This window comes from Arthrobacter sp. FX8, assembly GCF_026723805.1.
Classification (GTDB): domain Bacteria; phylum Actinomycetota; class Actinomycetes; order Actinomycetales; family Micrococcaceae; genus Arthrobacter.
Genome location: NZ_CP113505.1, coordinates 2561503 through 2573497, shown reverse-complemented (window position 1 = coordinate 2573497; position 11995 = coordinate 2561503). Strand labels below are relative to the sequence as shown.

Annotated in this window: 10 protein-coding genes and 2 pseudogenes; 10 read left to right on the top strand and 2 right to left on the bottom strand. The window is 67.8% G+C overall.

Annotated features, from left to right (window positions below; all coding sequences use genetic code 11):
* Positions 1–44 precede the first annotated feature (44 nt).
* Together OUO20_RS11875 and OUO20_RS11870 are read right to left on the bottom strand one after the other, a co-directional pair.
* A complete protein-coding gene (locus OUO20_RS11875; protein WP_056392997.1) occupies positions 45–473 on the bottom strand; it encodes a hypothetical protein in 429 nt (142 codons plus the stop codon).
* Positions 474–524: 51 nt separating this feature from the next.
* A pseudogene (locus OUO20_RS11870) lies at positions 525–1177 on the bottom strand (trimeric intracellular cation channel family protein).
* Positions 1178–1238: 61 nt separating this feature from the next.
* Between OUO20_RS11870 and OUO20_RS11865 the strand changes: the two are divergent.
* From OUO20_RS11865 to OUO20_RS11820, 10 genes and pseudogenes are all read left to right on the top strand, one after another.
* Positions 1239–2107, top strand: a pseudogene (locus OUO20_RS11865) (sirohydrochlorin chelatase).
* A 54-nt stretch (positions 2108–2161) separates the two neighbouring features.
* Positions 2162–3907 (top strand): nitrite/sulfite reductase, encoded by a 1746-nt coding sequence (locus OUO20_RS11860; RefSeq protein WP_056393000.1) that lies wholly within the window; start codon positions 2162–2164, stop codon positions 3905–3907.
* Complete coding sequence (locus OUO20_RS11855; protein WP_018769003.1) at positions 3907–4635, top strand: phosphoadenylyl-sulfate reductase; 729 nt, start codon at positions 3907–3909, stop codon at positions 4633–4635. The genes OUO20_RS11860 and OUO20_RS11855 overlap by 1 nt, the downstream gene beginning before the upstream one ends.
* Positions 4632–5576 (top strand): sulfate adenylyltransferase subunit CysD, encoded by a 945-nt coding sequence (cysD, locus tag OUO20_RS11850; RefSeq protein WP_018769004.1) that lies wholly within the window; start codon positions 4632–4634, stop codon positions 5574–5576. The genes OUO20_RS11855 and cysD overlap by 4 nt, the downstream gene beginning before the upstream one ends.
* Positions 5576–6982 (top strand): sulfate adenylyltransferase subunit 1, encoded by a 1407-nt coding sequence (locus OUO20_RS11845; RefSeq protein ID WP_056393001.1) that lies wholly within the window; start codon positions 5576–5578, stop codon positions 6980–6982. The genes cysD and OUO20_RS11845 overlap by 1 nt, the downstream gene beginning before the upstream one ends.
* 110 nt (positions 6983–7092) lie before the next feature.
* Entirely contained in the window at positions 7093–8259 is a 1167-nt protein-coding gene (locus tag OUO20_RS11840; protein ID WP_268001787.1) for an RtcB family protein, read from the top strand.
* A 128-nt stretch (positions 8260–8387) separates the two neighbouring features.
* Complete coding sequence (locus OUO20_RS11835; protein WP_268003424.1) at positions 8388–9515, top strand: ABC transporter substrate-binding protein; 1128 nt, start codon at positions 8388–8390, stop codon at positions 9513–9515.
* A gap of 28 nt (positions 9516–9543) precedes the next feature.
* The gene (locus tag OUO20_RS11830; protein WP_056393004.1) at positions 9544–10269 is read left to right on the top strand and encodes an ABC transporter ATP-binding protein; all 726 of its coding nucleotides are present in this window, start codon (positions 9544–9546) and stop codon (positions 10267–10269) included.
* A complete protein-coding gene (locus tag OUO20_RS11825; protein ID WP_018769009.1) occupies positions 10259–11215 on the top strand; it encodes an ABC transporter permease in 957 nt (318 codons plus the stop codon). Before OUO20_RS11830 ends, OUO20_RS11825 begins: the two co-directional genes overlap by 11 nt.
* 263 nt (positions 11216–11478) lie before the next feature.
* The gene (locus OUO20_RS11820) at positions 11479–11934 is read left to right on the top strand and encodes an SRPBCC family protein (protein ID WP_268001785.1); all 456 of its coding nucleotides are present in this window, start codon (positions 11479–11481) and stop codon (positions 11932–11934) included.
* The last annotated feature ends 61 nt before the right edge of the window (positions 11935–11995 follow it).

Genomic DNA, 11995 nt, shown 5'->3' with positions numbered 1-11995 from the left:
GCCCCAGGACCGCAGCAAGGCAGCCCAGCCGAAGCGGGGAGTCCCTACTCTTCCTCTTCGTCCTCGAACGCCCACTCGAACATGTCGAAGACGAATTCGGAGAAGGTGCCTTCCTCGGACTTCCACTGGCCGCGGGCATTGTTGCGGCGGTACACGATGGGATCGGGGACGCTGAGGTCTCCTACGCGGAAGCCCCAGGTGAACTGTTCCTCTTCGTCCTCGAGGAACATGAGGAAGCCCTCGTCGTCGACCTCGAGCTCTTCGGGGTCCCAGAAGTAGTGGTAGGCCTCCATGAGGTCCTCGCAGCCGCCAAGGGCCAGGTAGAACTCGCGCAATACCAGGGGGATCTGGAACTGGTGCCCGGCGAGGGCCTTATCCAGTTCCTCAGGGGTCAGGCCGTCCTCTTCCTGCCATTCATCCTCGAGATACTTCGGAACAAGCGCACGGAACTTCTCGAGGAACATGTCAGTCATGCTCATATCCTAGCCAATGCGGAGCACCCCAAAATGACACCGGGGCAGCACTCACAGCCCTGGATCGGTGCCGCGCCGGTGCCACCCGCGGACTGCGAGGGGGCCTGCCAGGAACGCCGCCACGCCAGGACCCGGAACGTGAAAACCACTGCCGCGATGGCGGCCGCCGTCAGGACGTTGAACACGCCGAAGACCCAGAGCACGGCAGTCATGGCAGCCCCTACAAATGCCGGCAGCGCGTAGATGTCCTTGGGGTTGAACAGTTCGGGAACCTCATTGGCGGTGATGTCCCGCAGCAGCCCTCCGCCCACCGCCGTCGTCACCCCCAGCAGCACGGACGCCACCGGGTTAAGGCCCGTTGCCAGCGCCTTGAGCGTGCCGGTCATGCAGAACAGGGCCAGGCCCGCGGCGTCGAAAAGGATCAGCAGGGACGTGTAGCGCTGCACGCTGGAGAACAGGAAGAAGACCAGCACCGTGGCCAGCAGCGGCGGGGCCAGGTACGCCGGATTGGTGAAGGCGGCGGGAACAATGGCCAGGATGATGTCCCGGATGACGCCTCCGCCGAGCCCCACCAGGGAGGCGAGCAGCAGCGATCCCACGATGTCGATCTGCTTCCGCGCCGCCAGCAGCGAGCCCGAGACGGCAAAGAAAAACACGCCCAGCAGATCCAGCCACACCGGGGAGTTGTCAAAGGCGAATGTCATGAGGCGTCCCCGGTATTTCAAAGAGGGCGGACAGGGCGGCTCCAACGTTACGCTAGCCCCTATGAACAGCCCCATCATGATCGCCTGTGCCCATGGGACGTCCAACACACAGGGGGCCGCGGAGGTCAACGCCCTGCGCGCCGCCATTGCTGAACTGCGGCCAGGCCTCGACGTCCGGGAAGCCTATGTGGACGTCCAGCAGCCGGACCTGGTGGATGTGGTGGCGGGCCTGCCGGAGGGGAGGCCGCCGTGGTGGTTCCCTTGCTGCTCAGCGTTGGATACCACGTGAAGGTGGACATCGCGCGGGCCGTGAAGAGCCGTCCGGGCAGTGCGGCCGCCGCACCGCTGGGCCCCGACCCGCGGCTCGCCAGACTGCTGGACCAGCGGCTGCGCGAAGCCGGGACCACGGACAACGACGTCATCGTCCTTGCCGCCGCCGGCTCGTCCAACCCCAACGCCGCCGACAGCGTGGAGGAGTTGCTGCGCCAGCTCCAGGAGCTCCGGTCCAACCGGATCGTGGCCGCCTACGGTGCATCGGCCAAGCCCTCAGTGCCCGACGCCGTCGCGATGCTTCGGGAGGAACTTGAAGGAGGTGCCGGGGCGGGGGAGTCCGCCGGGGCCGTCGACGTCGGCGGAAGGGTGGTGATTGCCTCCTACCTCCTGGCGCCGGGCTTCTTCCACGACCAGCTGGCCAAGGCAGGAGCCGACGTCGTGACCGAACCCCTGCTGCCGTCCCCCGTGCTCGCCGAGATCGCGCTGGACAGGTACGACGCCGCCGTCGCAACGATGAACGGGACCCCTGCGGAAGCACCGGCAGCGGCACCCCTGGAAGCCGCCGCACCGGCCCCGGCCGCACCCGCCACGGATGCACAGGAGGGTGGCATCTTCAAGGCCCTCCGGCGTTTCGTGACGAAATATTTCCCTAGGTGACTTAGCGTTTCCGGCCCTTTGTGACGCAATTCGGGCGGGACCTACAGTCGATGCATGACTGATACAGCTCTAGCCGGAGCGTCCGCGGACTCCGCTGCCACCAAGCGCCCCGCCCGCCCGTCCCGTCCTGCTGCGAAGCCGCACGGGCAGTGGAAGGTGGACGGCAAGACGCCCCTGAATGCCAACGAAACCTGGAAACAGGAAGACGACGGCCTGAACGTGCGCGAGCGTATCGAGACCATCTACGCCAAAGAGGGCTTCGACGCGATCCCCGGCCAGGACCTGCACGGCCGGTTCCGCTGGTGGGGCCTGTACACCCAGCGCAAGCCCGGGATCGACGGCGGCAAGACCGCAACGCTTGAGCCGCACGAGCTCGAGGACAAGTACTTCATGCTGCGCGTGCGGATCGACGGCGGCGCCCTGACCACCGAGCAGCTGCGCGTCATCGGCCAGATCTCCGTGGACTTCGCCCGCGACTCCGCCGACCTCACCGACCGCCAGAACATCCAGCTGCACTGGATCCGCGTGGAGGACATCCCCGAGATCTGGAACCGCCTGGAAGGCGTGGGCCTGTCCACCACCGAGGCCTGCGGGGACGTTCCCCGCGTCATCCTGGGCTCGCCCGTGGCGGGCATCGCCAAGGACGAGATCATCGACCCCACCCCGCTCATCGAGGAGCTGGGGGAGCGGTTCATCGGCAACCCGCTGCTGTCCAACCTCCCGCGCAAGTACAAGACCGCCATCACCGGCCACCCCAGCCAGGACGTGGTGCACGAGATCAACGACTGCGCCCTGGTTGGCGTGAAGCACCCCGAATTCGGCGCCGGCTACGACCTGTGGGTGGGTGGCGCGCTGTCCACCAACCCGATGCTCGGCAAGCGCCTGGGCGCGTTCGTGAAGCCGGAGCAGGCCGCGGACGTGTGGCTGGGCGTCACCAGCATCTTCCGTGACTACGGCTACCGCCGCATGCGCACCAAGGCCCGCCTGAAGTTCCTGCTGGCTGACTGGGGTCCGGAGAAGTTCCGCCAGATCCTCGAGGACGAATACCTGGGCTACAAGCTGGCCGACGGTCCCGCCGCGCCCAAGCCCACCGCACCGGGCGACCACATCGGCGTGCACGAGCAGAAGGACGGCAAGTTCTTCATCGGCGCCACCCCGCTGGCCGGCCGGCTGTCCGGTGCCCAGCTGGTCAAGCTCGCGGACACCCTAGAGGCCCGCGGCTCCCGGCGCCTGCGCACCACCCCGCACCAGAAGCTGGTGGTCCTGGACGTCGAGAAGGAACAGGTTGAGCCCCTGGTGGCTGAACTGGACGCCCTGGGCCTGTCCGCCCGTCCGTCCGTGTTCCGCCGCGGCACCATCGCCTGCACCGGCATCGAGTACTGCAAGCTGGCCATTGTGGAGACCAAGCACACCGCCGCCACGGCCGTGGCCGAGCTGGAGCGCCGCCTGGCCGACCTCGCAGGCTCGGGCCAGCTGCCGCAGGCACTTTCGCTGCACATCAACGGCTGCCCCAACTCCTGCGCCCGCATCCAGACGGCGGACATCGGGCTGAAGGGCATGATGCTGCCAACGCCCGACGGCGACCCCTCCCCGGGTTTCCAGGTCCACCTGGGTGGCGGGCTGGCTTCCAACGACCGCGAGGAAGCAGGGCTGGGACGCACCGTCCGCGGCCTGAAGGTGTACGTGGACGACCTGCCCGACTACGTGGAGCGGGTGGTCCGCCGGTTCGTGGCCGACCGTGCCGAAGGCCAGACCTTCGCCGAATGGGCCCACGCAGCAGACGAGGAGGCATTGCAGTAATGGCAAAACACCTGGCACCCGCACCCGCCAAGCGTCCCGTGGAGGAGCTCAAGGCGCTGGCTGAAGCCGGCGCTGCCGAGCTCGGCTGGGACGCCCCTGCCCGCGATGTCATCGCCTGGGTGGAGCGCAACTTCGAACTGCCCGCCGTCGCCGTCGCCTGCTCCATGGCCGACGCCGTCCTGCCCGCCCTGGTGGCGGACCAGATGCCCGGCGTCGACGTCCTCTTCCTGGAGACCGGCTACCACTTCCCGGAAACCTACGCCACGCGTGACGAGGTGGCCGCGAACCTCCGCGTCAACGTGGTGGACGTGCTCCCCGAAAACACCGTGGAGCAGCAGGACCGGCTCCTGGGCAAGGACCTCTTTGCCCGCGACGCCGCCCAGTGCTGCGCCCTCCGCAAGGTGGCCCCGCTGCAGCGCACCCTGGCCGGCTACGAGCTCTGGTTCACCGGCGTCCGCCGCGACGAAGCCCCCACCCGGACCAACACGCCGCTGATCGGCTGGGACGAGAAGAACGGCCTGGTCAAGGTCAACCCCATGGCCGCCTGGACATTCGACCAGCTGGTCCAGTACTCCGACGACAACCTCCTGCCCGTCAACCCGCTCCTTTCCCAGGGCTACCCCTCCATCGGCTGCCAGCCCTGCACCCGCAAGGTGGCACCCGGCGAGGACCCCCGCGCCGGCCGCTGGGCAGGAACCGACAAGACAGAATGCGGACTACACGTATGAGCACTTCACTTACCGAGGAGACCCAGGTGACTGACGCCGCCGTATCCACGCGCCTGTCCAGCCTGGACACCCTGGAGTCCGAGGCCATCCACATCATCCGCGAGGTTGTTGCCGAGTTCGAGAAGCCCGCGCTGCTGTTCTCTGGCGGCAAGGACTCCGTGGTGATGCTGCACCTGGCCACCAAGGCGTTCTGGCCCGGCAAGGTGCCGTTCCCCGTGCTGCACGTGGACACCGGCCACAACTTCCCCGAGGTCATCGACTTCCGCGACCGCACCGTTGAGCGGCTGGGCCTGAAGCTGGTGGTGGGCTCCGTCCAGGAGTTCATCGACCGCGGCGAGCTGGCCGAGCGCGCCGACGGCACCCGGAACCCGCTGCAGACCGTCCCCCTGCTGGACGCCATCCAGCAGAACAAGTTCGACGCCGTGTTCGGCGGCGGCCGCCGCGACGAGGACAAGGCCCGCGCCAAGGAGCGCATCCTGAGCCTCCGCGACGAGTTCGGCCAGTGGGACCCGCGCAACCAGCGCCCCGAGTTGTGGAACCTCTACAACGGCCGCCACACCGTGGGCCAGCACGTCCGGGCCTTCCCCATCAGCAACTGGACCGAGCTGGACATCTGGCGCTACATCGAGCGCGAGAACATCGAGCTGCCGGGCCTCTACTACGCCCACGAGCGTGAGGTCTTCGCCCGCGACGGCATGTGGCGCGCGGTGGGCGAAGTGTCCCAGCCCCGCGACGGCGAGGAAGTCATCACCAAGACCGTCCGCTACCGCACCGTGGGGGACATGTCCTGCACCGGTGCCGTGGAATCCAACGCCTACACCGTGTCCGATGTCGTGGTGGAAGTCGCCGCCTCCACCCTGACCGAACGTGGCGCCACCCGCGCAGATGACCGCATCTCCGAGGCCGCCATGGAAGACCGCAAGAAGGACGGGTACTTCTAATGACCACCGAAGCAGTTCTCCCGGCAGACCTGGAAACAGCCCTGCCCACCACGCTCTTCCGCTTCGCCACGGCAGGATCGGTCGACGACGGCAAGTCCACTCTGGTGGGCCGCCTCCTTCACGATTCCAAGGCCATCCTGGCTGACCAGCTCGACGCCGTCGCCCGCACCTCGGCCGACCGCGGCTTCGGCGGCGACAAGGGCGGCATCGACCTGGCCCTGCTGACCGATGGCCTGCGCGCCGAGCGCGAACAGGGCATCACCATCGACGTGGCCTACCGCTACTTCGCCACCGACCAGCGCAGCTTCATCCTGGCCGACTGCCCCGGGCACGTGCAGTACACCAAGAACACGGTGACCGGCGCGTCCACTGCGGATGCCGTCGTCGTGCTCATTGACGCCCGCAAGGGTGTGCTGGAGCAGACCCGCCGGCACCTGTCCGTGCTGCAGCTGCTGCGCGTGGCGCACGTGATCGTGGCCGTGAACAAGATCGACCTGGTGGACTTCAGCGAGTCCGTGTTCCGCGGGATCGAAGCCGACGTGCAGCAGGTGGGCCGCGAACTGGGCCTGGGCGCCGACGGCATCAGCGACCTCCTGGTCATCCCGGTCTCCGCTCTCGACGGCGACAACGTGGTGGAGCGCTCCGAGCGCACCCCCTGGTACACCGGCCCCGCACTGCTTGAGGTCCTGGAGACCCTGCCCGCCGCCGATGAACTGGAAAGCCACCTGGAAAGCTTCCGCTTCCCGGTGCAGCTGGTCATCCGGCCGCAGGGCGCCCTGGCCCCCGACGCCGTCGCCGCCGGCCTGGATGTGGAGGCGTTCCGCGACTACCGCGCCTACGCCGGCCAGATCACCGAAGGCTCCGTAAAGGTGGGGGACCAGGTGTCCGTGCTGACACCGGGCCAGGCACCGCGGACCACCACCGTGGTGGGCATCGACTTTGCCGGGGCTTCCCTGCAGGAAGCCGCCGCCCCGCAGTCGGTGGCCATCCGGCTGGCGGACGAGTTCGACGTCGCACGCGGTGACACCATCGCGGCCGCCGGCACCGTCCGCGAGGCTTCCGCCGACCTGTACGCCGCCCTGTGCTGGCTGTCCCCGAAGCCGCTCCGCGAAGGCCAGAAGGTGCTGGTCAAGCACGGCACCCGGACGGTGCAGGCGATGGTCCGCAGCGTCTCAGGCAAGCTGGACCTGGCCACCTTCAAGCTTGAAGGCGCCTCCAGCCTGGAACTGAACGACATCGGGCACGCGCAGCTCCGGCTCGCCGCCCCGCTGCCGCTGGAGAACTACCTGCACCACCGCCGCACCGGCGCATTCCTGGTGATCGACCCGCTGGACGGCAACACGCTGGCCGCCGGCCTGGTCAAGGACCACCCGGGCGACCACGAGGACGAGCGCTACAGCATCTAGGTACTCCTTTCGAAACCGCGGCTTGTTCGCAGATCCGGACCGTGAAGGTTCTGACGCGCGAACAAGCCGCGGTTTTGCCGTCTCGTAAGGTTGTCAGAGGAGGCGAAAGCATGGAGACCATCAGCCCGAAGCTCCTCAACTGGGCGTCCATCCTGGATGACAAGACCCGCGAGCAGGCAGTGATGACCGCGGCCCTGCCGTTCATCTACCCGCACCTGGCGCTGATGCCGGATGCGCACCTGGGCATGGGCGCCACCGTGGGCTCGGTCATCCCCACGCTGCGTGCCATCATTCCGGCGGCCGTTGGCGTGGACATCGGCTGCGGCATGATCGCGGTCCGCACCCAGTACTCCGTGAAGGACCTGCCCAAGGACCGCAAGCGCCTCCGGGAGGACATCGAGCGGGTCATCCCCTTATCGGCAGGGCACAACAACAAGCAGGTCCTTCCCACGGCGCAGCCGCGGATCGCGGAGCTGAAGCAGCGGGCCGCGAAGGCCGGTTTCAACCCTGCCCAGTACGTTCCCAAGTGGGAGCTGCAGCTGGGGTCCCTGGGCTCGGGGAACCACTTCATCGAGGTCTCCGCAGACGAGGACGACGGCGTGTGGCTCTTCCTGCATTCGGGCTCGCGGGGCATCGGTAACAGGATCGCCCAGCACCACATCGGCGTCGCCCGGCATATCAGCCGCAAGAACCAGATTTACCTGCCGCACCCGGACCTCGCGTACCTGGACGAGGGAACCCCGCAGTTCGAGCGGTACATTGCCGAGCTGCGCTGGGCCCAGCACTTCGCCCTGCTGAACCGGGAGGAGATGATGGACCGCGTAACAACCCAGTTCAGCCACTGGGTGGGCGGGCCGGTCCGGGAACGCGAGCGGATCAACTGCCACCACAACTTCACCGAGCAGGAAACGCACTACGGCAAGTCCGTGTGGGTGTCCCGCAAGGGCGCCATCAAAGCCGCCCCCGGAGATCCCGGACTTATCCCCGGGTCCATGGGGACGGCGTCGTATGTTGTGGTGGGCCGTGGCAACCCGGCGTCGCTGAACTCCTCACCGCACGGGGCGGGGCGTGAGTACTCCCGGAACGCTGCCCGGAAGGCCTTCACGCTGGAGGAGCTGAAGCGGGCCATGCGGGGCATCGAGTTCCGCGCCTCGGAGGCCTTCATTGACGAAATCCCGGCCGCGTACAAGCCGATCGACCAGGTCATGCAGGATGCCGCGGACCTGGTCACGGTGCGGCACAAGCTGCGGCAGCTGGTCAACGTTAAAGGCAACTGAATCTGCGAAACAGGGCAGGAGTGCGCCAAATGTGACGCTAGATGAACGTGCGTGACCCCCGTTTCCGCGTCGTTGAACGGGTTTGGGCCACTCCCTATGGTGAAACAATGACTAGTTCCAAGCCCGGGATGACCCGCATCGTGGCAGGCGAAAGCGCGGTTCCCACGCGCAGGCGCGCCGTCGAGGCTGCCTTGGCCATTGGGCTGGTCCTGCTGATCGCCGTCGGCGCCATCGTGGCCTCGAACATTTCCCGCAACAGCGAGGCGCAGGCCGCCGAGCCCACCCCGGCCGCGGAACTGAAGCTGGGCTACTTCGGCAACGTCACCCACGCCGCGGCCCTGGTGGGCATCAAGGGGTTCCTCGCGCACGCCCTGGGCAGCACCAGGCTCAGCACCGAAACCTTCAACGCCGGCCCGGCAGCCATCGAGGCCCTGAATGCCGGTGCCATCGACGCCGCCTACATCGGCCCCAATCCGGCCATCAACTCGTTCGCCAAGAGCCAGGGACAGTCCGTGCGGGTGATTGCGGGCGCCGCGGCGGGCGGTGCACAGCTGGTGGTCAGGCCCGGGATCAACTCCGCCGCCGACCTCAAGGGCAAGACGCTCGCGTCCCCGCAGCTCGGCGGCACGCAGGACGTCGCGCTCCGGGCCTGGCTCAGCAAGCAGGGCTACAAGACCAACGTGGACGGCAGCGGCGATGTCGCCATCAACCCCACAGACAACGCCCAGTCCCTCAAGCTGTTCCAGGACGGAAAGCTCGACGGCGCGTGGCTGCCTGAGCCGTGGGCCTCACGATTGGTGCTCCAGGCCGGCGCCCAGGTGCTGGTGGACGAAAAGGACCTGTGGGACGGAACCGGCACCGGCAAGCCGGGCGAGTTTCCCACCACCATCCTGATCGTGAACCAGAAGTTCGCCGCGGACCACCCGGACACGGTCAAGGCGCTGCTGAAGGGGAACGCGGAATCGGTAGCGTGGCTCAATTCGGCGCCGGCCGGCCAGAAGGCGGAGCTCATCAACTCCGCCCTGCAGGAAACCGCCGGGGCAGCACTGCCGGGAGATGTCCTTACCAGGTCGCTGGCCAACATCACCTTCACCCTGGACCCCCTGGCCGGCAGCTACTCCAAGCTCCTCCAGGACGGCGTGGAGGCCGGCACCACCAAGAAGGCCGACATCAACGGCCTCTTCGACCTCCGTGCCCTCAACCAGGTCACCGGCGGTACCGACAAGATTTCTGCGGCCGGACTCGGCCAGGACTGACCCACCCCCACTACCTAAGGACGGCACCATGCCAGTCGTACTGGAACACCTGGGCAAGCGCTTCGGCGACGGCGCCCCGGTACTGGACGACGTCAACGCCAACATCAAGCAGGGCGAGTTCGTTGCCCTCCTCGGTGCCTCCGGCTGCGGCAAATCCACCCTCCTGAACATCATCGCGGGACTCGAAGCGCCGACGTCGGGCGCCCTGGAAGTACCTAGCGACGGCGCCGCCTTCATGTTCCAGGACGCCGCCCTCTTCCCGTGGCTCACCGCCCGGGAAAACATCGAGCTGGCCCTCAAGCTCCGCGGGGTGGGCAAGGCCGAGCGCAAGGCCAAGGCCCAGGAGCTCCTGGAACTGGTGCACCTAGGGACGGCGGGGGACAAGCGCCCGCACGAGCTCTCCGGCGGCATGCGGCAGCGCGTCTCGCTGGCACGTTCGCTGGCCCAGGACCGGCAGCTGCTGCTCATGGACGAGCCGTTCGCCGCGCTGGACGCAATCACCCGCGACCTGCTGCACGACGAGCTGGAACGCATCTGGAAGGAAACCGGGCGCACCATCGTCTTCGTCACCCACAACGTCCGCGAGGCCGTCCGGCTGGGCCAGCGCGTCCTGCTGCTGTCCTCGCGCCCCGGCCGCGTGGTCCAGGAATGGGCCGTCACCGAGGAACACCGAACCGACGCCGGGCTCGCCGGCCAGCTGACCGGGGTCATCACCGCCCGGCTGCGGGAGGAGATTCGCCGCCATGCCAAGTAAGTCCCTGTCCGGCTCCGCGCCGGTGGTTGAGCCCGACGAAACCAAAACCCGCGAGCCAGTCCATGCCGCCCTGACCCGGACGTCCACCGGCAACGAGGACCTCCGGGAGCTGGAATCCGGCCTTGACTCGCTGCAGTCCGACGCCGACCGCAAACACCGGATCGACTGGAGCCGCATCCTCCTGCCCGTAGCCGCGCTGCTGGTGCTGGTGCTGGTCTGGCAGTTCTACGTGTCCCTGGGCGTCAAACGGCGCGACCTGGTTCCCGGGCCGCTGGACGTCCTTGGCCAGCTGGGCGTTCTCTGGGGCGACGGCAAGTTCCAGGAATCAGTCTGGACGTCGCTGCAGCGCGGCGTGGTGGGCTTCCTGATTTCGGTGGCCATCGCTACGCCGGTCGGCTTGCTCCTGGCCCAGGTGGCACCGCTGCGGCGCGCGTTTGGACCGCTCATTTCGGGACTGCAGGTCCTGCCCTCCGTGGCCTGGGTCCCCGCGGCCATTATCTGGTTCGGCCTTACCGACGCCACCGTGTACTTCGTGGTGTTCATGGGCGCCATCCCGTCCATCATCAACGGGCTCATCTCCGGCGTGGACCAGATCCCGCCGCAGTACCGCCGGGTGGGCACGGTGCTTGGCGCGTCCCGGCTGCAGATGGCCCTGCAGATTGTCCTCCCGGCCGCGCTGCCGGGCTACCTGGGCGGCCTCAAACAGGGCTGGGCCTTCTCCTGGCGCTCCCTCATGGCCGCGGAGATCATCGCTGTGGGCGGCACCATCGGCTTCGGCCTGGGGTCGCTGCTGGACCAGGGCCGGACCCTGTCCGATATGGGCGTGGTCATGGCCGCCATCCTGCTGATCCTCGCAGTCGGCATCCTGATTGAGCTTCTGGTGTTCGGCCCCATCGAGAAGCGCCTCCTGCGCCGCCGCGGCCTCCTGGCCGGCAGCACCCGCTAAGTCAGCCCGCACCCAGGCACCCTGAGAGCCCGAAGGCGAGTCCCGCCGTCGGGCTCTCTGCTGTCCTGTGCTCTTCTGTCCTGTGCCCTGACTGTTCTGCGCCCTGCTGTCCTGGGCCCTGACTGTCCTGTGCCCTGACCTGACGGAACCGGGGCACTTTGACACGGACACGCCGGGTTTCAGGGCCGGTTCGACGCCGGAACGCGCCAAAGTGCCCCGGGACCGCCGGCGCCCACCAGGACGGGCCGTGGCAGACTGGCCGGATGACCGCCAGCTTCGAGTGCCGCACCGCGTCCCCGCTCCCCGTGGAGCAACTCTTCGACCGGGCGCGCAGCATTGACATCCACTTGGAGTCGCAGCGGTCAGCGGGCGAGCGGGCGGTGGGAGGGGTGACAACCGGGCTTATCGGGGAAGGCCGGGAAGTAACGTGGCGAGCCAGGCACCTCGGCATACCGCTCACCATGACCAGCCGCATTACCGCCTTCGATTACCCGCGCAGTTTTACCGACGAACAGGTCAAGGGCCCCTTCAAGGCCTTCCGGCACGTCCACGAATTCGCGCCTACTGCCACGGGAAGCCTGATGGTTGACCGGGTGGAGTTCACCGCCCCGCTGGGGGTCCTGGGCCGCGCCGTCGAGCGCCTGTTCCTGGCCCGGTACCTGGAGCGCCTCATCGTCCGCAGGGGCAGGTTCCTCGCCGCCGCGGCTAAACGTTTGTGACGCAGCATTACCTTACGTGAACTGGTGTTGCTCGGCCTTTGTGGGCGAATGTGACGCGGAC